Raw genomic sequence first — 21549 nt, forward strand, 5'->3', positions numbered from 1 at the left:
GGCAGTGCGGGCGCGCGCGTAGCGCCGGCCGCGCCGGTGCGCGGTGCCGCCACCCCGGGCCGGGTGGCTGCCTTGGCGCCAGCGGCCGGGGCCGCGGTTGCTGCAGGTGCTGCAGGCGCTACCTGCACGGCTGGCTTCGCCGGTGCGGCACTGCTGGTCCGGACCGGGCGCGCCGTGCCCTGGCGTGCCGCCGGATGGCTCTTGGCGCCAGCGGAAGGATGTGGCGCCGGACGCCGCGCGGCCGGCGCCACGCGTGCTACCGGTGCCGCTTGCGGCACCGGCATGCGCGCCGGTTCCCGCACCGCCTGGCGCGGCTGCGCAACGTGCGCTTCCTCCGGAGCCACCTGGAAGCGGGACACTTCATCCACCAGCCCGGCGGCCTGCTGCTGCAGGCTCTCGGCGGCGGCGGCGGCCTGCTCCACCAGCGCGGCATTCTGCTGCGTCACGCTTTCCATCTGGCTGATGGCGAGGTTGACCTGCTCGATGCCGGACGACTGCTCTTCGCTGGCGGCGGCGATCTCGCCCATGATGTCGGTCACGCGCTTCACCGCCCCGACGATATCGTCCATGGTGCGGCCCGCGTCCTCTACCTGCTTGGCGCCATGGGCCACCTGGCCCACCGAGCCACTGATCAGTTGCCCGATTTCCTTGGCTGCCGACGAAGAGCGCTGGGCCAGGCTGCGCACCTCGGCCGCCACCACGCTGAAGCCTCGCCCCTGCTCGCCGGCACGGGCGGCTTCCACCGCTGCGTTCAGTGCCAGGATATTGGTCTGGAAGGCAATCCCCTCGATCACGCCCACGATCTCGGCCACCTTGGCCGACGATTGCGAAATATGCTGCATGGTCTCGACCACGCCGCGCACGGCGCGCCCGCCCTCGATCGCCACGCCCGAGGCGCTCACCGCCAGTTCGTTGGCATGGCGCGCGTTCGCGGCATTCTGCTTGACCGTGGAGGTCAGCTGCTCCATCGAGGCCGCGGTCTGCTCAAGCGAGGCCGCCTGTTCTTCGGTGCGCTGGGAAAGATCGGTATTGCCGCTGGCGATTTCCCGGGTAGCGCCACCGATGGAGCGGGTCGCGCCCTGAATGCCGTGCACCAGTGCCGCCAACTGGCCAAAAGCGCGCTCCAGCGCGCCCAGCATGCGGCCCATTTCGTCATCGTTCTGCACCTTGATGGCGTACGTCAGGTTGCCCTGCGCCAGCGCCTGTGCCGCTTCCAGCGCATGGCGCGCCGGCCGCGTGATCGAGCGCGTGATGCCGATGCCCAGGGCCGCCGCCAGGGCCACGGCGACGGCGGCCAGGCCCAACAGCAGGTTGCGGGCTGTCTCATAACTGGCGTTCGCCTCCTGCACGGCAGCCAGCGCAACCTTGCGTCCGGTCTCGGTCAGTTCGCTCAGTTTGTCGAAATATGGTGCCTGCGCCGCCGGCAGCGTCGCCACCAGCGCGCTGCGTGCACCATCGAACTCGCCACCCTGCAACTGGCGCAGCACCATGTCGAGCTGGCCGTTATAGGCAGCGCGTGCCTCGGTCAGCCCGCGATACAACTCCCGGGTCTCCGGCCTGCCGGACGTGGACAGCCACTTCCCAAGTTCATCCAGCGTGGTGCCCATTTTCTCGCGCAGCCCCGCGATCTGCTCGGCATTGCGCTTTACCGCGACCGGGTCCTCGTTCATGGTGGCATCGCGCACCAGAATGCCGATCCGCAACGCATCCTGCTTGACGCGCTCGATATCCAGCACCTTGAACAAGCGCCCCTCCACGGTGATGCGCATCGATTCGTTCATGGTGCGCAGGGACGTCATGCCCAGCACCGCCACAGCAACCAGCAGCAACGCCACCAGCGAAAACGCCACCGTCAGGCGCGCCCCAATGCCAAAGCTTCGCAACCAACGCATCTTCCCGGCTCCTTTTATTCTCGTCGCGCGCGCTTTTCCGCGCCCTGGACAGATTTCCGGGACGACGCCGCACCGCGGGCTTAACGGCAGGGAGCGGGGCAAGCTTGAGGGCTAAGTTAAGACATTTCCGAAGAAAACGGAAAATACGGGAACAAAAGGAAATATGAGGGGGAAAAGCCCGGCAATTCGAACGATTGGCGGGATGCGACCTGTCGTCTAATGTTAACCAGGCGCTCTGAAGTGCTGCCAGCGGCGCATGCAGCCAAAGGCGCACAACAAAACAAGTGGGTACGCAAAAAAAGAAGCCCACGCGCGGGGTGCTCGTAGGCTTTCCAGGACTGCTATGAGCCGAAAGGCTCGTTAGCGAATATAAACCTGCTTACATGAGGTGTAAATCCAATTTCTATCAGGGATAACACTGATAGGAAAAGTGCCAAAGACGTCATTATTGTGACGAATGCTTAGCATGGGAAGCATCGCAACTGCAGGCCAGGGTCACCCTGTCGTCCGCAAACCTATGCTGAACGGGGGTTGCGGGCGCAGGTGACGTTGGGACTTGCCGCACAAGTGCAAACAAAGCAAACCACAGCATTGTGACGCAAGAGTTTTATCAGAGGAAACGCTCTATCCCAGGTGCGCCCCCCAACCGTTCCGATTTGTAAAATTTTGTTACTCTCGCGCCTGAAGTACCCCCCCTTCTCTTCCGGCGCCCCCTACCGCCAACGTTTGCGGGGCAGCATCGGAGCCACCGCCCGGACACACGCCGGGGCCGGACGTGATCCATGCAGCCAGATCCAGCGCCAGCACAGAGAGCGGATGTTTCATCCCCCGCCGCACCCAGGCCACGCCGCAGCCCGCCCCAGGCCGTGCTGTAACCCCCCTATTGCCCGGGCCCATATATTGGGCCCTTGCCAGCCGCCAGAACCCGTGCGGGCTCTTCCGGAGACGTTGTGAACAAGAAGGAAACCAGGATCACCCGTCCGAGCAGGAAGCTGCAACAGCTGCAGTTCTCCACGCTCAGTGCCAGCCACAGCCCTGTCGTCGTACACCTGTCGAGCGGCATTCGCCTTCACGGCGTGATCGTGGACACCGACAACTATATGGTGTTGCTTGCGGAATCGCCCCAGGACCCGCAGCCGCAAGTCGTCTACAAGCACGCCATTGCCGTGATCACGCCCGCCCATGCGCCAGAGGCCATGGCGGCGGTACCCGGGGCGGAGACTTCGCCGGAATTTGTGAGTTTGTATACGCCGCGGACCCGCAAGCGCAGATAGGCAGGCCACGCATCCGGTTGCGCACACAAGCGGCGCCGCTTTCATTCGAGGGGCCTGCCCGCAACAGGCCACCCCCAGAGCCGCCCCGAAGCTATCCGCGAAAAAACTTCTGAACATTGACCCAAAGATCACACTAAATCTTTTCCCGCCCCGGTCGATAACCCTAACAACGGAGGCACTACACGCACTGCAACGCAGTCAGCCAACGTTACGGCAGCCGCCGGACTGTGTAAATCACTGCAACTAGGAGTCGTACCATGGCGTCAATCATCAATACCAATTCGTTGTCTCTGATGACTCAGAACAACCTCAACGCCTCGCAATCGTCGTTGAACACCGCCATTCAACGCCTGTCGTCGGGCCTGCGCATCAACAGCGCCAAGGACGACGCTGCTGGCCTGGCGATCGCCAACCGCTTCACCTCGAACATCAACGGCCTGACCCAGGCTCAGCGTAACGCCAACGACGGCATCTCGCTGGCGCAAACGACTGAAGGCGCGCTGACCGAAGTCACCAACAACCTGCAGCGTATCCGTACGCTGTCCGTTCAAGCATCCACCGGCTCGAACTCGGCTTCCGACCTGAAGTCGATCCAGGACGAAATCACGCAACGCATGTCTGAAATCGACCGTCTGTCGCAACAGACCGATTTCAACGGCGTGAAGGTGCTGTCCTCGACCGCCAAGCCGATCAACATCCAGGTCGGCGCAAGCGACGGCCAGACCATCGCCGTCAACCTGCAGGAAATCAGCACCAAGACCCTTGGCCTGCAAAGCTTCAACGTGAACGGTCCGCAGGCTAACGGCGCCGCAACGTTCAACGGCACGACCAACATGGTCGGCGTGGCCGATGCTGCCGCAGCTGATTTTACGAAGGCCTTCGGCTCGACGACCAACGTCAGCGCCAGCGCTGTCACGGAAAAGACCGCCGGCACGCTGGCCACGACCCTGGGCATCGGCTCCGGTAGCGTCGCCATCGGCGCGAACGCCGTTGTCGACAAGAATGGCAACTGGTTTGCCCAGGTCGCCATCACGCCGTCGACTGCAGCCGAAGCCCAAGCCCTGAAGAATCAAGGCATGAGCACTGCCGTTTCCGGCGCCACGATGTACACCTACGTGGCACTGGACCCGGCCTCGGCCGACACCGCGACCACGCCCGGCACCGCCAAATTCTCCTTCGACACCAGCAAGCTGACCGCCAGCAGCCTGACCGCCGGCGCCTCGGCCAACCCGCTGGCCACGATGGACGCCGCGCTGAAAACGGTCGACAGCCTGCGCAGCTCGCTGGGTGCGATCCAGAACCGCCTGGATTCCACCATCTCCAACCTGGGCACGACCATTACCAACCTGTCGTCGTCGCGCTCGCGCATCCAGGATGCAGACTACGCAACGGAAGTGTCGAACATGACCCGCGCCAACATCCTGCAACAAGCTGGTACCTCGGTGCTGGCACAAGCTAACCAGACCACGCAAGGCGTGCTGTCGCTGCTGCGTTAATTGATCGACGCGTAGCACCAGGACCGGGCCCCGCGCCCGGTTCTGGCATGGAGTGTTTCCCCAGGGCTATGGCTCTGGGAAAGCATTTCGAAACCACCGAGCTGAGACGATCATGGCTACTGTCGCTCCGACGTCGTCCGTACCGCCCGCCCTACAGCCTGACCTCGCAGGCCGGCGGGCAGTCGCGCCCGCCACAGGGCAAACCTTGCCCGACACGCCAGATCAGGAGAGCAAGGAGTTGCCGGCGAACCTGGATGCGGCCATGCAACGCCTGACCAAGGCGCTGCGCTCGGCTTCCGTCAGCGTCGAGTTCGAAATCGATAGCATCACCCACCGCGTGGTCACCAAAGTGATAGACAAGAATAGCGGCGAGGTAATCCGCCAGATCCCGACCGAAGAGGTGGTACGAATTGCCGATGCAATGTCGCAACTGCAAGGCCTGTTCGTGCGCCAGACTGCCTGACCGGGTAAAAATTAGATTGAAATAAGACTCTCCTGGAGAATAAAGCATGGCAACAATCTCTAACCTGGGCGTCGGCTCCGGCCTCGATCTCTCCACCCTGCTGGACAACCTCACCACGTCCGAACAGGCTCCGCTGGCAGCGATCAAGCAACAGCAAGCCAGCTACCAGACCAAGCTGTCGGCTTATGGCCAGATGCAGAGCATGCTCGCAGCGTTTCAGGCGGCTGCCAATCAGCTGTCGAAGCCGAGCTTTTTCAATGGCACCACCGCTGCTTCCAGCAATACGGCCATCCTCAGCGCGACCGGGAGCAATACTGCCGCGGCCGGCGTCTACGCCGTCAATGTCACTGCCCTGGCCCAAGCCCAGTCGCTGGTGAGCAATGGCCAAGCCAGCCAAACCAGCGCGATCGGCACCGGCAAGATCCATATCGACTTCGGCGCGATCACAGGCGGCACGCTCGGCACTGATCCCACCAAAGCCAACTTTGGCAAATACGCAGGCGCCACCTACACGGCCAACGCAGGCTCGACGGGCTTCGACATCACCATCGACAACAGCAACAACACGCTGCAGGGTGTGCGCGACGCCATCAACAAAGCCAATGCCGGCGTCACCGCAAGCATCATCAACGACGGCACGGGCACACCGTACCGCCTGGTACTCAACTCGAACAACACCGGCGCAACCAACAGCATGCGCCTGTCGGTCACACCGACTGACGGTGGCACCGGACTGTCCGACCTGCTCGCTTACGATCCGGCCGGTGCCGGCGTGCAGAATCTGCAGCAGACCGTTACGGCGCAGAATGCGCAACTGACGGTCAACAATATTGCCATTCAAAGCCCCAGCAACCAAGTCACGGAAGCCATGCAGGGCGTGACGCTGTCGCTCGCGCAGACCGGCACCTCGAACGTCACGGTGCAGCGCGACAACGCTTCCATCCAGAACGGCGTGCAGGGCTTCGTCACCGCTTACAACAACCTGCAGAAGTCCGCCGCCAGCCTGTCGGCCTACGACCCCGGCACCAAGACATCCTCGCCGCTGACAGGCGATAACGTACTGCGGATCATCCAGAACCAATTGCGCAGTGTCCTGAACACCCCGCAGTCCGGGAGCGGCACCAACGCCATCACCACGCTGTCGCAAGTCGGCATATCGTTCCAGACCGACGGAACCCTGGCGCTCGACACCACCAAGCTGAACAGCGCCGTGACCGCAAATCCGGGCGGCGTGGCAGCCCTGTTCGGCAATACCGACGGTACCAGCGGCTACGGCAACCAGATCAGCACCGTGATCACGTCGCTCACCAACAGCAAAGGTGCCCTGACCTCCGCCACTGATGGCATCAGTCGGACACTGAAGAACCTGAGCGATCAGTATTCGTCGACTTCCGACCGTGTCGACGCTACCATCGCCAACTACCGCCAGCAGTTCACGCAACTCGACGTCATCATGGCGAAGATGAAGAACACCAGCACTTACCTGACGCAGCAGTTCAGTGCGATGAACAACACGTCGAACAAGTCCTAACCCTGGAGCCGAGCTTCATGTACGCGCGCAACGCCATCAATGCCTACGCTCAGGTCGGTGTCCAGACCGGGGCCATGAGCGCCAGTCCTCACGGGCTAATCGTCATGCTGTTCGATGGGGCGCGGGCAGCAATTGCCCGATCGAGATTCCATATGGATGCCGGCGATATCCCGGGCAAGGGGAATGCAATCTCCAAGGCCATTGACATTATCGACAACGGCCTTCGCGCGGCACTTGATCACAATGCGGGTGGCGAGATCGCAGCTGACCTGGAAGCCTTGTACGACTACATGTCGCGCCGGCTGATGCTGGCCAACCTGCGCAGCGACGCGGGGCTGCTGGCAGAAGTGGATGGTCTGCTCGAAAGCCTTGCGTCGGCCTGGGCGCAGATCGCTGAAGCCCCCCCATCAGTTGCGGCGACCGAGATGCCTGTCCCGGCAGTGGAGAACTAGGATGGAAGCCGTGAACATGGTCGCGCGCCACTATGAAGAACTGCTCCTGCTTTCCGAACAAATGCTGGAAGCCGCACGAGCGGGGAACTGGGATGCCATGAGCGACTTGCAGCAGGTCTACGTAGCCGAGGTCGAGCAATTGCGCCGCCTCGGCCCCCAAACCACGATGTCGGCGCACGATCGCGCGCGCCGCTACGGCATGCTCGAACGCATTCTTGCGCACGATGCATCGATCCGCCAGCTTGTGGTTCCTCAGATGGCGAGACTGGAAGCACTGCTGGGCAGCTCCCGGCGCCGGCAGGAGCTCAGTCACGCCTACGGCGTGACTGTCTGAAAGCCTTCGCGCGCCAGCCCGCGCTTGCTCCCTTCCCCTTCCTCCGGCCTCCTTCGCTCTTTGCAGCGGCAGGTCGCCGCGAGTTGCGCTGCCCTCACGGCTCCACGCCACTCCCGCTAGCATCATGACCGGCCTGATCCTGCCTCCCGATGCCTCCCTATCGCAGCGGTCCGAGACACAGTCAGTGCGCTCGAACCTCCCAATCAATAAACTGGCAGCCCTGTTGCCGGTCCCTGATGTCGCGCAGACGTTGGCGCGCAGTACAAGCGATACCACCGGCACCGCTGTCCAGGGCAGACCGACCGCGGGACTATCAAGCGCCAATATCGGCGGCGCTTTGGTTCCTGCCGCCTCGACCCGGGAAACGCTGAGTTTCGCCGCCCGCACGATCCTCGACTTGCTCGACAGGGCGGGAGAGAGCGTACCGCGCGCCGCCGGATTGCTATTGCCGGCGCCACCCACAGGCAAGACTGTTGCCATGCTGCCATCCGCACTCTCCAAGCTGGTTGGGCAGAGCGGGTTGTTCTATGAATCGCATTTGGCAGCCTGGCTGGGCGGTGCGCGTTCACTTGCCGCAGTGCAGAGCGAACCTCAGGCATTGTTGGGCCGCCCCACGCAAACAGCAGACAACGCGTCCGGCGCCGCGCCCCCCCCGGCAGGCCCGCTCCTGTTGCCAGCACCTGTGGACAAGCCCGCCGCAGCAGCATCCCCCGATACCGCAACCCTGCCGAACGCAACGGCAAGCACGCTGGCTGACGCGGAGCTCGCGGTGGCGAAGCCGCCGACGGCCTTGTCGGCGCTATCCGTCGACAAGGCCGATGCCCAACCGCCGTCATCCGGTCTATCTGCCTTTGACGAACCCGCGCAGGCCAGACAGGACGCCATGGCCTCTTCGCCCGCTCAGACGCACAGGCCTCAGACTGTGCCGCCAGCACCCACCGCCCCGCTGCACGCCGCCCAGGCCTACGAGACCATAGCGCGAGCCGGCGAGCTAACGCACCAGACGGCGCGCTCGCCGTCTGGTCTCGATCGCGAGCCGGGAAGCCAGCCAGCCAACACCGGACAGAACACTCCCGCAGTGCACCCCGCTACCGAAGATCTGGTCCGCCGGCAACTTGAGTTGCTGGCTACTCAGCAGTTCCGCTGGATCGGCGAGGCGTGGCCGGGCACGCGCATGGCATGGGAGATCGCCCCCCGCCAGGTGGACGAGGGCGAGACGCGAGCCGGCGTATCCGCGCAAGCCTGGTCGACACGCCTGCTGCTGCAGTTGCCGGAACTGGGTACGGTCGAGGCACGCCTGTCGATCACACCCGCCGGCCTCGAAGCGCGACTGGTGACCCCTGAACCGGCCGTGGCCGAACGATTTGATGAAGCACGCGCACAACTGCATGGCAAGCTTGCGGCCAGCGGCATCCCCTTGGTACAGCTCACGGTAAGCACCGGAACGCCGACGACATCGCGAGGTGCCACGTGAGCGAAGCCGACACGCCCCGCGGCGCAGCGATTGCACTGTCCTACCACGAAAAAGATGCGGCCCCGCGAGTGGTGGCCAAGGGTTACGGCGTTGTGGCCGAGTCGATCATCGCGCGCGCTCGCGAAAGCGGAGTCTACGTACATGACTCTCCCGCCCTCGTCAGCCTGTTGATGCAGGTCGACATGGACTCGCATATCCCGCCGCAGCTTTACGTTGCGGTGGCCGAGTTGCTGGCCTGGCTATACCGGCTGGAAAACGAGCAGGCGGAAGCCGCTTCGCTCCGCCCGGCCGCACCCTAATACATCGTGGCCACCACGCCAAGCGTCAGGCGGCGACCTGCATCGATCCCGCGGCCAGGATCGCGCGCACAGTTGCCCCTACCCTGGCGACATCCGCCCGCTCGAGGTTGAGTCCCGATGGCAAGTTGATGCCGTGTGGCGCCAAGCCATAAGCAATCTTGTTGCGCTCGCGCGCGCACTCCGCCGCTGCGGTAGCGGCATAGGCATCGAGACTGCTGAGCGGGCTGAAAAACGGACGGCAGTCGATCCCCTGCTCACCAAGCCGGCGGATCACGGCGGCCTTGCCACCAAGACGGGCCGGGAGGATCGCCGTCACCATCCAGTAGGTGTTGCGTACGTCATCCGCCTCGCTGTTCAGCACAATTTCCTCGCAACCGGCCAATTCATCGCGGTACCAACCGAAGATCTCGCGCTTGCGCGCCACCAGATCCTCAGCGCGCTCGATCTGGGCCAAGCCTAGCGCAGCCTGCATGCTGCTCATCTTGTACTTGTAGCCAACCTCGTGGTTCTCAAACATCGTGTCGCCAGGCCGGCGACCATGGTCACGCAGTACCATCACACGGCGATAGACCGCCTCATCCTCGGTGATCAGCATCCCGCCCTCGCCGGTGGTAAGCGTCTTCGAACCATGAAAACTAAAGGTGCCGGTCACGCCAAGTGTTCCGGCGGGCTGCCCGCGATAGCGCGATCCCGCAGCTTCCGCCGCATCCTCGATGATGGCGACGTTATGCCGCTGCGCCACCGCCTGCAAGGCCTCATAATCGGGCATGTTGCCATACAGATCGACCGGGATTACCGCCTTGGTACGCGGGCTGATGCATGCTGCAAAGGACGCTGCCGACAGGCACCAGCTATCGGGATCGATATCGGCGAACACCGGGGTCGCGCCGACATAGCTGACAGGTGCCGCGCTGGCGATCCAGGTGCAGTCCGGCACGATCACCTCGTCCCCGGGGCCCACGCCCAGCGCCAACAAGGAAAGATGCAGCGCCGACGTGCACGAGGGCAGCGAAACAGCATAGCGCACGCCATGATACTCGGCGAAGGCACGCTCGAAGCGCTCGTTGTAGAGATTGGCGTCAGCGTACCAGGCGTTGGTCACCGCATCGGTAACGTAGGCGATCTCTCTTTCGGTGATCGACGGACCAGAGACAAAAAGACGCTTCATGATGATCGGGATCCTGAGAGTAGCGCGCCATGACTGCGGCGTTGGCGCGCTTAAAGTAAGAAGAACTCCATATTCCTGCCCCGCCACGCAGGAATATGGAGAGATTGCGGCATGCGCCACGGGACCATTCCAACGCAGACGCGCTCCGTGCAGGCAGGCGGTGCCGCCGGCGCACGCCCCTGCCAACTTCGTCCTCCAAGTGCGCATTCCTGCCGACGAAGCATTTGATATGCGCTATTGCCGTCGGCACCCCGGGCAAGGTAGTTACCAGAAAGGACCCGCTCCGTAGAGTGCACTGGCATAGCCGACGTCCGTTGCATCGACCACAAGTGGCACGACCTGCGGATTCCTGCAAACCCGTTCCGGCAGCCGCATCAAACTCGCTTCAAATAACCGTCCGGCGCGACCGTGATCAGGAGCTTGTCCTCGACTTGCCGGTCGATCTCGAAGCGCAGGGGATCACCGTCCGCAGCCAATGTCCGCTCACGTTCAATACCCTCAAGATAGGCCCATACCGCAGTCTTCGGGTTATTGCCCTTGCCCCACGGTCGCGCGCTGGAGAGATGTTCCGGTTGGTCTTCCACCACGGTGTCGAACACCACGCAATAGCTTCCGGGCGTGGTCAGGGGTGCATATGCCTGCAACTCCGCGAGGACGTGCGCATGCGTGTGATTGGAATCCAGGCATACGAGCACCCGCGCCTTGCCGCTGGCCTTCTCCTTGACCTGTCTGACGATCTCCGGATCGATGCTTGATCCTTGCAGCATTGTGATCCGCCGCGCCATCGGGTGCGCTTCGATCGCTTCGCGGTTGTGTGCACGGATATCGACGTCGATGCCAAGCACCTCGGCATGCTGCGGGCCTCCACAAATCGCGTTGAGCTCCAGCATGGACGCCGAGAAGATCAGCGAGCCGCCGTGCGCTATCCCGGTCTCGATAATCAGGTCCGGCTGGATACGGAAGATCAACTCCTGCATCGCGATGATGTCCTGTGGCACCTGGATAATCGGCCTGCCCAGCCAGCTGAAGTTGTAGGAGTACTTGCCCTCGGCGACCGAAAACATCCACTCGCGCGAACCGGCGCGCAAAGCGGGGTCGCTTCCGAGCACGCGGATGTTCTCTTTGACTTCGTTCTGGAATGCTTCAATTGGGCCCATCATGATCTCCGGTATTTCGTTCAATGATTACTTTGTCGATACGCCCACCTATCTGGGCACCTATATACAAGCACTCTGAATAGTGCGCGGGAAAGCCAGCTGCTTTCATGGCCGCCGCCGTCTCGTCGATGTCATATGGCACGCGGTGCAGAGTCACCTCATCATCCCCCAACACCGCGAAGGCGGCGCGCGGATCGCCATCGCGCGGCTGACCCACCGAGCCCGGGTTGCAGTACTGCTTGGCGCCGAAATCCGCCAGTACCTGCACGTGTGTATGCCCGGAGAACAACCTGCGCGCCTGTGCAGGTATGGAGTCCTCGTTGACCCGGTAGAGATACTGGTCCAGCGGGTCCTCCGCCCCCCCATGCACAAAGTGGGTGTCGCCCTCGATCAGCATCGGCATCGAACGAGCCAGCCACGCCACCTGCGCCGGCGTCACCACGCAGCGCTGGAACGTCATGATCTCGGACACCATGCGCGATCGCGGACACGCCAGGCCCTCGACCATATAGTGGTCATGGTTACCCATGATGTTGAGTACTTCGTGCTCGCGCAGCAGGTCGATGCATTCACCAGGCTGCGCGTAATAGCCCACCACGTCGCCAAGAGAGATGAAACGCCGGCAGTCCAGCCCCCGGCCCGCCGCGAGGACGGCCTTCAGGGCCGGCAGGTTGCCGTGTATGTCAGACAGGATGCCGATCATGGGTAACAAGATCCTCGGAATAGCGCCAGGCCCTCCCGCCAGTTGGCGTCGGCTCCGTGGGACGCTGTCCATGGAGGTAGAACTCCAGGCTCATGGCGGCTTCGTTGTAGCCGAAAGCGGTACGCAGAGAGGTGCTGCTGGAAAAGCGCGGATTGATCTCCAGCAAGAAGGGCTGTCCTCCTTCCTTGCGGAACTGGTAGTTGGTCGGGCCGAGCGGCCTGAAGTGCCTGCTCAGTGCCTCGCTCGCTCGCTCGATCGCGGCATCGCGCACCACTTCGGCATAACCCGTATTGCCGGCGGCTGACAGGCGACGGCGGAACACAATCGGCGCCAGCATATCGCCCTCGCCGAGACCGAACACCCCAACCGTATATTCTTCGTCGTCACTGCCTACGATGCGCTGGACCATGAACTCCCGGCTTGACTTGCGTCGCCAGTACAGGAAGTCCTCCTCATCCTCCAGCCGGACGATGCCTCGGCCAGCGCTCCCATGACGCGGCTTCATCAAAAGGGGCGGCGGCCCCAGCCGCGCCGTGCAGGATGCCCAGTCCCCTTCAAGCAGCGCCGGGATAGCGAGGGCGCCCAGCCCTGCCGGGGCTTGACCCAGTGCCTGCGCCAGCGCCCATTTATCCTGGCCCATCGCGATCAGTTCATCCGTATTGAGGCAAAGTGTCACCCCCATCTCTTCGAACTGTGCGCGATGGCGGGCCAGATACGCCACGTCGATCTCGAGGCCAGGGATGATGAGCCGAACGCCCTCGCCGGCGACGAGATCGCGCCAGTACGCCAGGTAGCGCTCGTCCTCTTCGTCGCAACGCGGCTTCGGATAAAAGGCATCACAAAGAAAGGCCCCCATCGAGTCCGCGTTCCGATCGACACCGACTACCCGGGGTGCCCCACCGCAACTCCGCAGGCTCTTTACGATGCCTTGCCCAATGATCGCACCAACCCCGGTAACGACCGTCGTCAGCGACTTGCGAGTGCCAAAAGCAGGATCTCGGCTCATGTCACGTCCAATGGACCGAAGGCGGCCCAGCTACCGGCGTCTCGGATCAACGCAATGCCCTGTGCCATCGATATGGCCGGCGCGAGATCGAGCCGCTCGAAAGCGGCTTGTCCATTAGGCGCGGCAATGCCGCGGAATGGCGCCTTCTCTGGAGCGCACAGCACATTGCCGCTCTTGCCGAATATCTCGTACGCCAGTGCGGCAATATGCTCGTGGGCCATCGATTCCGGGTGCGCGACATCCATCGTGCAGTCCTCGCCGCGCTTCGCCGCCGCAAGCATCATGGCGGCGGCATCTTGCACGTGGAGGAAGTTCCGCGTTCCTGCTGACGCCGGCATGCGAAGGTCGAGGCCACGCGCAGCATAGGCAATGATGCGCCCAAACCAGGGCTGATGACGCACGCATTCCCCGGCAACATCGTAGAGCTGAGGCAGCCGCAGCGTACAGGAGCGGCCTCCCTGGCGATGCATACCCCAGGCAAGAATCTGCTCCCCCTGGGCCTTGGAAAGACCATAAGAGTTCACGCCCGCCGAATCCACGCCATCGATCGAAAAGATGCTACCTGCGTTCACCACCTGCGTGCATTGAAGCCGCTCGGCCAGATCCAGCACCCAATGGCAGCCAAGTGCGTTCACCAGAAAATTCTTGCGAACACCTTCGCGACTGTCACCGAGGAAGCTCGCCGCGCAATGAAAGAGGACGTCGGCGCGCATCGAGGCATCCGGTCCGCCCCCCAGCCAGCCGGATTCGAGGTCCAGTCCGATGGCGGCCTGCCCGGCTCGCCCCGCTGTCAGGACAGCTACTCCGTCCGCTTCAAGCCGGGCGATAAGCTGGCGTCCCAGCATCGATGTCGCGCCGACAACGACGGCTGTCTTCATACTGGCTGCACCTCCATCAACAGGCCGACACACAGGTCCGGAAAATCGATACCGACCTTCAGCATGGCTTGCAGGTTTGCCTCCAGGTCCGGCAGTGTCTTCAGCACGCCGAGCGGAAGCGGCTTGAGGTAAATGCCTTCCTCGTGCAATACCTGGTAGCCATGCTCGTGCAGCAGGCCACGCAGCGTGTCGCGGCAAAACTGGCGCTGATGCCCCAAGGCGATGTCGTTGGCGTTGAGGCTGTAGATATCGTCAATCATGCCAAGCTCCAGGCCAAGCCTGCGATTCATCGATTTGGCATTCGGCACCGCCACATACATCCGGCCGCCCGGCTTGAGGAAGCGGCGATAGCGCGCCAGCAGCAAGCCGGGATCGTCGACATGCTCGAGAATGAAGCCCATTACGATGACATCAAATCGCTCGTCGGTATCGAAATCCTCGAAATATCCCTCGACAAGCCGGGCCGGACTATCCGGATGATTGCTGCGGAACAGTTCGATCACGCGCGGAGACCCTTCGATAATCACATGCCTCTCGGCGTGTGCACTGAAACACCTGGCGGTGAACCCGTGGCCCAGGCCAAGCTCCAGCAGGCTATCGCAGCGGCCGAAGCGGTGCGTGATACGGCGCGGATACCAATGCAGGATCAGGTCGTTTTCCAGCGACGTCGCGGCGTTGGGAAAATACTCCGATGAAACGGCATCTAGTCGGTTCATTGCTTACTCCATTTCAGCGCTTGCTCGCGCCTCATCGACGCACACACTGCGCCATGACTCGGTGCCCGAGCAGATGTAAAGGCCACCGTCACTCCCGCAGTTGGCAACCAGGTCGAGTGCGGTGACATAGGGCGTGAAGGCTCCGTGGCGCTGCGGATAGGGACTTAGCCGATAGGCCATGTACTCGACCGCAACACCGCATTGTTCAAATAGCGCGTGATCCAGATAATGCCTGGCGCCGTGGCCCGTCAGATAGCGGGTCGCGCTCAGCCGCTGGCACAGCGCAAGCAGGCGCTGACTGCTTTCTCCCGGTACGCCCACCGCCGAGGAATCAAGGAAAGTCCTGCCGGCCTCGAGCCCGAAGTACTTCACCAGCGCCATGGTGGAGGCGCGTCCCAGGTCCGACAGGCGCTGAGCCGGCGCCGAGAACACTTGATCCACCAGTGCCAGCATGTCCTGCAAGTGAGGAGTGCCGAGGTACGCCTGGCGCAGGATGTCGCGATTCTTGCCTCGCCAGTCGGTGCTGTCGTCAAGCTCAAGCTCGCAAATCAGGCTGCCACGATGCCGATCGCGCAGCGGTACAGTCATCCAGCGCACGCCATCCCGGGTCTTGACCTGCACCCGGTTGAAGAAGCCGCGTGCGAACTGAACGTCGTCATAGAAGACGTAGGTATCGCACAGCTTGATTTGCTCAAGCATGCCAACCCAGGGAAAGAACATGGGCTGCGACACCACCAGACTGCGGGCCGGCGCGCCGGTGCTTATCGTCGACAACTCAAGCGCCGGCATGATCAAGCATCCTGATTTCGGGCACCGCCACGGCGAAGCGTCCGCCCCACTCGCGGACATAGGCATGCTGGCAGGACACTTCGCCGGCGATGTTCCATGGCAAGATCAGCACCACGTCTGGTCGGTGCTCGCGCAACCGCGCGGGTTCGACCACCGGGATATGACTGCCGGGCAAATATGTTCCCTGCTTGGACGCCGCGGCGTCGCAGACGAAGAGAAGCAAGTCCTGCTTCACGCCTGCATAGTTGAGCAGGGTGTTGCCTTTGGCAGCAGCGCCATATGCCGCCACTTTGCGTCCTGCCCGCTTCTGCTCGAGCAGGAACACGAGGAGCCCGTCCTTGACGTTGTCTGCGTGCGATTGAAAGCCGAGGTAGGTCGGCAGCCGCCGCAGGCCAAAGCGCTCCTCGGCTTCGAGCAACTCCGCCACCGCCGGCGTCGGTGTGCGCGAGTCCTCGGCATGGCAGCCGTAAACGCGCAGGCTACCACCATGGGTTGGCAGTTCATCCACGTCGAACACTCGCAATCCGGCACTGGCGAAGATCCGTTCCACGGTGTAAAGGGACAGATAGGAAAAGTGTTCGTGGTACACGGTATCGAACTGATTTTGCCCAATCAGGCGCATCAGATGCGGAAACTCCAGCGTAATCGTCCCGCCTGGTTTCAGCGCGGCCTTTAGCCCACGTGTGAAGTCGTTGATGTCCGGCACATGCGCGAAGACATTGTTGCCGGCAATCAGGTCGGCCTGCCTATCCTGCGCGGCCAGGCGCTCGCCCAGAGCTTGCCCGAAGAACTCCCGCATGGTCGGGACACCCAGGCGTTCCGCGGCCTGGGCAGTGCTGGCGGTCGGCTCGATGCCAAGGCATGGAACACCTGCGGCCACGAAGTTCTTCAGCAGGTAGCCGTCGTTGGAGGCAATTTCGATCACGAAGCTATCTGCCCCCAGGCGAAGACGCTGGGAAACTTCGTGGACGTAGCGGGCCGCATGGTCGAGCCACGTCTGCGAAGTGGACGAGAAATAGGCGTAATCGTGGCGAAAGAGTTCGTCAGCACGCGCGTAATCGTCGGTCTGGACGAGCCAGCAGCGCGCGCATACATGCAGTTTGAGCGGAAAATACATCTCGGGTGCACGCAACTCGGCAGCACTCAGGTAGGCATTGGACGGTGGAGCGAACCCCAGGTCGAGAAAGACGTGTTCAAGCGCAGTATTGCAGTGACGGCAATTCATAGGCAAATACCGGAAAATCCGGTGCTCAAGATGGGGTGGGACACGTCGCGCGCAGACACCTCCGCGACCGGCAAGGGCCAACGGATGCCAAACGCAGGGTCGTCGTAGCGCACGCCACCTTCGGCCTCCGGCGCATAGCTAGCGGTGTGCAGGTATAACAGCTCACTTTCCGGCTCCAGCACCTGGAAGCCATGCGCGCATCCCTCGGGAATCACAAGCATGCGGGCGTTCGCGGCGCTCAGTTCCTCGCCATGCCATTGCAGGAAGGTAGGCGATCCGGCGCGCAGGTCGAGTACGACATCCCAGACCCGGCCGCGTATGCAGCGCACCAGCTTCATTTCGGCATGAGGCGGGGACTGAAAGTGCAAACCTCGCAGCGCCCCTACCTTGCAGGTGCGCGAATGATTGGCCTGGACCACCTGCCGCCCCCCGAGCACTTGCGCCAGTTCGTCGACGCAGAACAACCTGGCAAATGCGCCGCGGTGATCTGCCACGGCCATGGACTGGACCACCGCCGCACCGCCGATGGCGATCGGAGTCACCTTCATGCGCGCACCCAGTTTGCGTCAACTGATGCGGCCGCTGCGACATATCCCGAGATCTGCTGGCGCGTGGCCAGCGCGGCAGAGGCCGGGGACTCCCGATACCAGGCCGCGGTTGCCTCCAGCGCTTGCTCAAGGCTCCATACCGGCTGCCACCCAAGCCTGGCCCTGGCCTGCGAGCTGTCCAGGTAGAGCAGTGTCGCCTCATGAGCCTGCTGCAGACCGGACACCTTCCAGGCCAACTCGGGCCAATGCCGCTTCATCAACTCGAGCACGGACTCGACCGTACGATTGTCCTGTGCCGCAGGACCGAAATTCCAGGCTGTAGCGCAGGACTTGTCACCTTCCAGCAATCGCTGCCCAAGCACGAGATAGCCGGCGAGACAGTCGAGCACATGCTGCCACGGCCGCGTGGCATGTGGCGAACGAATCTCCAGCGCCTGCCCGCTGGAAATCGCGCGTACAAGATCCGGGATGAGTCGATCTTCGGACCAATCGCCACCGCCGATCACATTGCCAGCGCGCGCGGTTGCCACCAGCGGCGCACCACCATGCACGAAGAATGCCTGGCGATAGCTCGCCGCGACCAGTTCGGCTGCGGCCTTGGAGGCGCTGTATGGATCAAAACCGCCTAGGCGGTCGTTCTCCCGGTAGCCCCACGGCCACTCCTGGTTGGCATACACCTTATCGGTGGTGACCACCACCACTGCCCGGACGCAGGTATGGCGGCGGCAAGCCTCAAGCACATTGGCCGTGCCCATGACATTGGTCGACCAACTCTCGAGGGGGTCACGGTACGACCGGCGCACCAGCGGTTGGGCCGCCAGGTGGAATACTATCTCCGCCTGGCTTTGCCGCAAGGCGGCGTCGAGCGCCGGCTGGTCGCGCACATCGCAGCGCAGATCCGTCACCGGCAGGTCCAGCAGTTGCCAGTGGCTGGTCGTGGACGTGGGCGACAGGGCATAGCCCGTGATTTCGGCGCCCAACGCGCTCAGCCATTGCGCCAGCCAACTGCCCTTGAAGCCGGTATGGCCGGTCAGCAGTACGCGGCGGCCGGAGTACACATTGCCGAACTGTTTCACGCCCAGACCTTCCACGGCGGATTGCCACTCGCCCAAAGATTCTCGAGGTAGTTCTTGTCCCGCAACGTATCCATGGCTTGCCAGAACCCGTCGTGCGCATAGGCATGCAGGCCACCCTGCGCAGCCAGTCTGGTCATCGGCTCACCTTCCCAGATGGTGGCATCGCCCTCGACCAGGTCAATTACCGAGGGATCAAGCACGAAGAATCCCCCGTTGATCCACGAACCGTCCCCGGCTGGCTTCTCCTGGAAGCCCTGCACCGAGGTACCGTTCACGCTCAATGCGCCATAGCGCCCGGGAAGTTGGATCGCAGTCACCGTGGCCGCCTTGCCATGCTGGACGTGGAATTCGAGTAGCGCCCGAATATCGATATCCGACACGCCGTCGCCATAAGTGAAGCAGAACGGCTCGTTATCCAGGTATTCGCGCACCCGCTTCATGCGTCCGCCGGTCATGGTGTGCTCGCCGGTCTCCACCAGCGTGACCCGCCACGGCTCCACATGGCGTTGGTGAACCTCCATCCGGTTATGCTCCATGTCGAATGTAACGTCCGACATGTGAAGAAAGTAGTTGGCGAAATACTCTTTAATGAGGTAGCCCTTGTATCCCAGGCAGATCACGAAGTCATTGATCCCGTAATGGGAGTAGGTCTTCATGATGTGCCAGAGGATCGGCTTGCCGCCAATCTCGATCATGGGCTTCGGGCGCAGATGCGATTCTTCCGAGATGCGCGTGCCGAGCCCGCCCGCCAGGATCACCGCTTTCATGCCGTCGCCTCCTCGAGTAAATCCGGAATGCCGGCAATCTCGAACATCGATGGCACCGGCTGCCCTTCGAGATAGGCGAGATTCAGGCCAAAGGCCTGCTGCAGGAACTCATCAAGCACGGTCTTGTCCTGACCGCACTCGTCGAGCCGCACCAGCAATAGGCGGTACAGCGGCAGCGAGTACTTGCGCAAGCTCGCGCTCTCTATCAGTAAATCCAGAGCGGCCTGTTTGTCTCCCTGTCTATATGCGAACTCGGATAGCGCATAGGCTACCAGCCAGTGCTTACTCCACTTTGCAGAGATATTTTCCAGGAGGTTTTCCAGTCCCTGGTCGTTTCCAGAACGCAATGCGGCTACCACGGCGATGATGATCTCCTCCATGGGGTGCCAACGCCCGTTGAAGAAAACGCCATCGGCCGAATCTTGCTGAATCTGCCCCGGTTGACGATACGAGCCGACCCAACCTGCCACTTCCGTCTCGAACCATCGACAGAAGCCGGCGGCATCGAACAAAGGGCTGGCTTCGAACATCGGCCGGATCGACATGCGCAGTGCATTGAGATGTGCGACGTCGGCTGCAAGTCCTGCGGCCACATCAACGTATTCGGCCTCGGTCTGGCAAATCAGCCCATCTAGTCCCACTGCATGCAGATAGGACGTGGCAAGGCGTTCGTGACATGCCTGCCCCGAAAGCGTCACGATCGGTACCCCCATCCACAGCGCGTCGCACGCATTTGCACCGCCGGTCATGGGCGTGGTATCAAGCACGACATCGATATTGTGATACATCAGGTACTGGTTCTCGCTACGCCGAGGTACGCAAATCACCCGTTCGCTGTCTATGCCGGCCTGCGTCATGCGTCCAAGCAAGGGAACGCGCACCGCGTCGTTGTCCAGCCCGGCGCACTCCACCAGTAGCTTGCTGCCAGGAGAGCGCGCCAGCACCATGCCCCACAACCGCATAGTCCGGGTACTGATCTTGGCGATGTTGATGCAGCAGCCATAGGTCACATAGCCATTCGCCAGCGCCGGGGTGGCGCGGGTCCGGTATGCCGCGCCATATGCAGCCAGGGGCCGCACCACCAAGGGGTAATAGACTGCGCCCACTACCGGAGCGCGCAACAGTTGCTCGGTGTGATGGGCCTCATTGCCTGCAGGATCGGTGGACCAGTCAGTGAGCCGATAGTCAATCTGGCGCATGCCGGTGGAACCCGGGTATCCCATCCAGGTGAGTTGGATCGCAGCCAGCCGGTATGCCATGTAGCGCAGGGGCGTATTGCGGGTATAACCGCCCAGGTCGATCAGCACATCCAGCGCGGCATCGCGAATGGTTTCGACAATCGCGCCCTCAGGCTGGCCAGAGACGTCGACGAAACGATCCGAATAGTATTGAATCTTTTGCGTAACATTGTCCTGCCGGCCGTTCAACGAGAACACATGCACCTCGAACCGGGAATGATCGATATTCGCCAGGAACGGAATGATGAAATAGGCGCAGACGTGTGCGTAGAGGTCGTTAGAGAGCAGCCCCAGGCGAATACGTCCGCTATCCTTGGGCCTGGGCGGGTGATTGTTTGCAGCTCTCGGCGGGGTCAGCAGCGCGGCGCAGCTCTGCGCCTCACGCAGAATGTCCGACCCTTTGGTGTTCTCGTCGAACAGCATGGTAAACAGCAGGCTGAACCGGACCAGCTCGCTGCGCGGGGAAAGCGCGATGGCTTTGCGCAGCACGGCTACCGCTTCCGCGACGTCGCCGGTTTCTTTCAGCGTATTGGCGTAGTTCGACAGGACACCTGCATTGGCTGGAGCCAGCGCCAGCGCCCTTAGCGCAGCGTCCTTGGCGGCATAGTAGTCTTGCAGACTATACAAAACCGCCGAGTAGTTAGACCAGGCGGCCCAGAGTGACTGATCTATCCCTATCGCTGACTCGAGGAGGGCCTTGGCCTGCTCGTAGAGGCCGAGGTCCATCAGGATCTCGCCCGCCAGGATCCGCAGCACCGCGTTGCCAGCGAACTTCTCAAGCGCCTCGTCGGCAATCAGGCGAGCCTCCACGGTGGCGCCGAGGGCCATGTTGGAAAGCGCGCGCCAGTAGTAGGTATCCGGATGATTCTGGTCAATCTTCTCAGCCTGCTCGGCATGCCGGATGCAGTCGTGGAAGCGCTGAGCCGCATAGCTCGCCTTCGCCTGAGTCAGGTGGCGCGTTACTCGGGACGCGAGATGGATCTTCTGCATGATTTAGGAGTGTTGGACCTCAGTGGCAGGCAATGACACTGCGCGGCCGGCCCACGACAGATAGAAAACTGGA

Annotated in this window: 21 protein-coding genes; 8 read left to right on the forward strand and 13 right to left on the reverse strand. The window is 62.5% G+C overall.

Going from position 1 to position 21549, the window contains the following annotated elements; all coding sequences use genetic code 11:
* A partial coding sequence (locus CF70_RS14700; protein ID WP_035865766.1) for a methyl-accepting chemotaxis protein occupies nucleotides 1-1892 on the reverse strand: 1892 nt, incomplete at its 3' end.
* A gap of 950 nt (nucleotides 1893-2842) precedes the next feature.
* Between CF70_RS14700 and CF70_RS14705 the strand changes: the two genes are divergently transcribed.
* The 8 genes from CF70_RS14705 (at nucleotide 2843) to CF70_RS14740 (ending at nucleotide 9215) form a co-directional block, all read left to right on the forward strand.
* On the forward strand, nucleotides 2843-3166 hold the full coding sequence (locus CF70_RS14705; RefSeq protein ID WP_035865769.1) for an RNA chaperone Hfq: 324 nt from the start codon (nucleotides 2843-2845) through the stop codon (nucleotides 3164-3166).
* 257 nt (nucleotides 3167-3423) lie between these two features.
* Nucleotides 3424-4662, forward strand: coding sequence for a flagellin FliC (locus CF70_RS14710; RefSeq protein ID WP_035865772.1), 1239 nt, complete (start codon nucleotides 3424-3426; stop codon nucleotides 4660-4662).
* Between the two features lie 112 nt (nucleotides 4663-4774).
* Nucleotides 4775-5125 (forward strand): flagellar protein FlaG, encoded by a 351-nt coding sequence (locus CF70_RS38580; protein WP_035865775.1) that lies wholly within the window; start codon nucleotides 4775-4777, stop codon nucleotides 5123-5125.
* A gap of 46 nt (nucleotides 5126-5171) precedes the next feature.
* Nucleotides 5172-6656 (forward strand): flagellar filament capping protein FliD, encoded by a 1485-nt coding sequence (gene fliD, locus CF70_RS14720; protein ID WP_035865778.1) that lies wholly within the window; start codon nucleotides 5172-5174, stop codon nucleotides 6654-6656.
* A gap of 17 nt (nucleotides 6657-6673) precedes the next feature.
* Nucleotides 6674-7108: a flagellar export chaperone FliS gene (fliS, locus tag CF70_RS14725; RefSeq protein ID WP_035865780.1), complete on the forward strand. Its 435-nt coding sequence runs from the start codon at nucleotides 6674-6676 to the stop codon at nucleotides 7106-7108.
* 1 nt (nucleotide 7109) lies between these two features.
* Nucleotides 7110-7442 carry a flagellar protein FliT gene (locus CF70_RS14730; RefSeq protein ID WP_035865784.1) on the forward strand — a complete coding sequence of 111 codons (333 nt, stop codon included), beginning with the start codon at nucleotides 7110-7112 and terminating at the stop codon, nucleotides 7440-7442.
* A gap of 124 nt (nucleotides 7443-7566) precedes the next feature.
* The gene (locus CF70_RS34200; protein ID WP_035865787.1) at nucleotides 7567-8916 is read left to right on the forward strand and encodes a flagellar hook-length control protein FliK; all 1350 of its coding nucleotides are present in this window, start codon (nucleotides 7567-7569) and stop codon (nucleotides 8914-8916) included.
* Nucleotides 8913-9215: an EscU/YscU/HrcU family type III secretion system export apparatus switch protein gene (locus CF70_RS14740; protein WP_035865790.1), complete on the forward strand. Its 303-nt coding sequence runs from the start codon at nucleotides 8913-8915 to the stop codon at nucleotides 9213-9215. Before CF70_RS34200 ends, CF70_RS14740 begins: the two co-directional genes overlap by 4 nt.
* Before the next feature lie 25 nt (nucleotides 9216-9240).
* Here CF70_RS14740 and CF70_RS14745 read toward each other — a convergent pair whose 3' ends face one another.
* From CF70_RS14745 to CF70_RS14800, 12 genes are all read right to left on the reverse strand, one after another.
* A complete protein-coding gene (locus tag CF70_RS14745) occupies nucleotides 9241-10470 on the reverse strand; it encodes a DegT/DnrJ/EryC1/StrS family aminotransferase (RefSeq protein ID WP_235185046.1) in 1230 nt (409 codons plus the stop codon).
* A gap of 287 nt (nucleotides 10471-10757) precedes the next feature.
* Complete coding sequence (locus CF70_RS14750) at nucleotides 10758-11540, reverse strand: cephalosporin hydroxylase family protein (protein ID WP_035865792.1); 783 nt, start codon at nucleotides 11538-11540, stop codon at nucleotides 10758-10760.
* The gene (locus CF70_RS14755) at nucleotides 11527-12243 is read right to left on the reverse strand and encodes a metallophosphoesterase family protein (protein WP_035865795.1); all 717 of its coding nucleotides are present in this window, start codon (nucleotides 12241-12243) and stop codon (nucleotides 11527-11529) included. The genes CF70_RS14750 and CF70_RS14755 overlap by 14 nt, the downstream gene beginning before the upstream one ends.
* On the reverse strand, nucleotides 12224-13249 hold the full coding sequence (locus tag CF70_RS14760) for an ATP-grasp domain-containing protein (RefSeq protein ID WP_152561816.1): 1026 nt from the start codon (nucleotides 13247-13249) through the stop codon (nucleotides 12224-12226). The genes CF70_RS14755 and CF70_RS14760 overlap by 20 nt, the downstream gene beginning before the upstream one ends.
* Nucleotides 13246-14127, reverse strand: a complete 882-nt coding sequence (locus CF70_RS14765; RefSeq protein ID WP_035865798.1) for an NAD-dependent epimerase/dehydratase family protein — start codon at nucleotides 14125-14127, stop codon at nucleotides 13246-13248. Before CF70_RS14765 ends, CF70_RS14760 begins: the two co-directional genes overlap by 4 nt.
* Nucleotides 14124-14843: a class I SAM-dependent methyltransferase gene (locus tag CF70_RS14770; RefSeq protein WP_035865800.1), complete on the reverse strand. Its 720-nt coding sequence runs from the start codon at nucleotides 14841-14843 to the stop codon at nucleotides 14124-14126. Before CF70_RS14770 ends, CF70_RS14765 begins: the two co-directional genes overlap by 4 nt.
* A 3-nt stretch (nucleotides 14844-14846) precedes the next feature.
* Nucleotides 14847-15632 (reverse strand): WbqC family protein, encoded by a 786-nt coding sequence (locus tag CF70_RS14775; protein ID WP_051648465.1) that lies wholly within the window; start codon nucleotides 15630-15632, stop codon nucleotides 14847-14849.
* Nucleotides 15619-16857, reverse strand: a complete 1239-nt coding sequence (locus CF70_RS14780; protein ID WP_035865801.1) for a class I SAM-dependent methyltransferase — start codon at nucleotides 16855-16857, stop codon at nucleotides 15619-15621. Before CF70_RS14780 ends, CF70_RS14775 begins: the two co-directional genes overlap by 14 nt.
* On the reverse strand, nucleotides 16854-17405 hold the full coding sequence (locus CF70_RS14785) for a dTDP-4-dehydrorhamnose 3,5-epimerase family protein (RefSeq protein ID WP_035865805.1): 552 nt from the start codon (nucleotides 17403-17405) through the stop codon (nucleotides 16854-16856). The genes CF70_RS14780 and CF70_RS14785 overlap by 4 nt, the downstream gene beginning before the upstream one ends.
* Nucleotides 17402-18487 carry a CDP-glucose 4,6-dehydratase gene (gene rfbG, locus CF70_RS14790; RefSeq protein ID WP_200876752.1) on the reverse strand — a complete coding sequence of 362 codons (1086 nt, stop codon included), beginning with the start codon at nucleotides 18485-18487 and terminating at the stop codon, nucleotides 17402-17404. Before rfbG ends, CF70_RS14785 begins: the two co-directional genes overlap by 4 nt.
* The gene (gene rfbF, locus CF70_RS14795) at nucleotides 18478-19248 is read right to left on the reverse strand and encodes a glucose-1-phosphate cytidylyltransferase (RefSeq protein WP_035865811.1); all 771 of its coding nucleotides are present in this window, start codon (nucleotides 19246-19248) and stop codon (nucleotides 18478-18480) included. Before rfbF ends, rfbG begins: the two co-directional genes overlap by 10 nt.
* A complete protein-coding gene (locus CF70_RS14800) occupies nucleotides 19245-21476 on the reverse strand; it encodes a tetratricopeptide repeat protein (protein WP_035865817.1) in 2232 nt (743 codons plus the stop codon). Before CF70_RS14800 ends, rfbF begins: the two co-directional genes overlap by 4 nt.
* Between the last annotated feature and the right edge of the window lie 73 nt (nucleotides 21477-21549).

The organism is Cupriavidus sp. SK-3, from assembly GCF_000611145.1.
In the GTDB taxonomy this organism is placed as follows: domain Bacteria; phylum Pseudomonadota; class Gammaproteobacteria; order Burkholderiales; family Burkholderiaceae; genus Cupriavidus.

What these genes read in the sequence shown, in the direction of transcription:
- CF70_RS14710 (WP_035865772.1), top strand. Translation starts at nt 3,424, where the DNA reads ATGGCGTCAATCATCAATACCAATTCGTTGTCTCTGATGACTCAGAAC.
- CF70_RS38580 (WP_035865775.1), top strand. Translation starts at nt 4,775, where the DNA reads ATGGCTACTGTCGCTCCGACGTCGTCCGTACCGCCCGCCCTACAGCCT.
- fliD (WP_035865778.1), top strand. Translation starts at nt 5,172, where the DNA reads ATGGCAACAATCTCTAACCTGGGCGTCGGCTCCGGCCTCGATCTCTCC.
- fliS (WP_035865780.1), top strand. Translation starts at nt 6,674, where the DNA reads ATGTACGCGCGCAACGCCATCAATGCCTACGCTCAGGTCGGTGTCCAG.
- CF70_RS14730 (WP_035865784.1), top strand. Translation starts at nt 7,110, where the DNA reads ATGGAAGCCGTGAACATGGTCGCGCGCCACTATGAAGAACTGCTCCTG.
- CF70_RS34200 (WP_035865787.1), top strand. Translation starts at nt 7,567, where the DNA reads ATGACCGGCCTGATCCTGCCTCCCGATGCCTCCCTATCGCAGCGGTCC.
- CF70_RS14750 (WP_035865792.1), bottom strand. Translation starts at nt 11,540, where the DNA reads ATGGGCCCAATTGAAGCATTCCAGAACGAAGTCAAAGAGAACATCCGC.
- CF70_RS14755 (WP_035865795.1), bottom strand. Translation starts at nt 12,243, where the DNA reads ATGATCGGCATCCTGTCTGACATACACGGCAACCTGCCGGCCCTGAAG.
- CF70_RS14760 (WP_152561816.1), bottom strand. Translation starts at nt 13,249, where the DNA reads ATGAGCCGAGATCCTGCTTTTGGCACTCGCAAGTCGCTGACGACGGTC.
- CF70_RS14765 (WP_035865798.1), bottom strand. Translation starts at nt 14,127, where the DNA reads ATGAAGACAGCCGTCGTTGTCGGCGCGACATCGATGCTGGGACGCCAG.
- CF70_RS14770 (WP_035865800.1), bottom strand. Translation starts at nt 14,843, where the DNA reads ATGAACCGACTAGATGCCGTTTCATCGGAGTATTTTCCCAACGCCGCG.
- CF70_RS14775 (WP_051648465.1), bottom strand. Translation starts at nt 15,632, where the DNA reads ATGCCGGCGCTTGAGTTGTCGACGATAAGCACCGGCGCGCCGGCCCGC.
- CF70_RS14780 (WP_035865801.1), bottom strand. Translation starts at nt 16,857, where the DNA reads ATGAATTGCCGTCACTGCAATACTGCGCTTGAACACGTCTTTCTCGAC.
- CF70_RS14785 (WP_035865805.1), bottom strand. Translation starts at nt 17,405, where the DNA reads ATGAAGGTGACTCCGATCGCCATCGGCGGTGCGGCGGTGGTCCAGTCC.
- rfbF (WP_035865811.1), bottom strand. Translation starts at nt 19,248, where the DNA reads ATGAAAGCGGTGATCCTGGCGGGCGGGCTCGGCACGCGCATCTCGGAA.
- CF70_RS14800 (WP_035865817.1), bottom strand. Translation starts at nt 21,476, where the DNA reads ATGCAGAAGATCCATCTCGCGTCCCGAGTAACGCGCCACCTGACTCAG.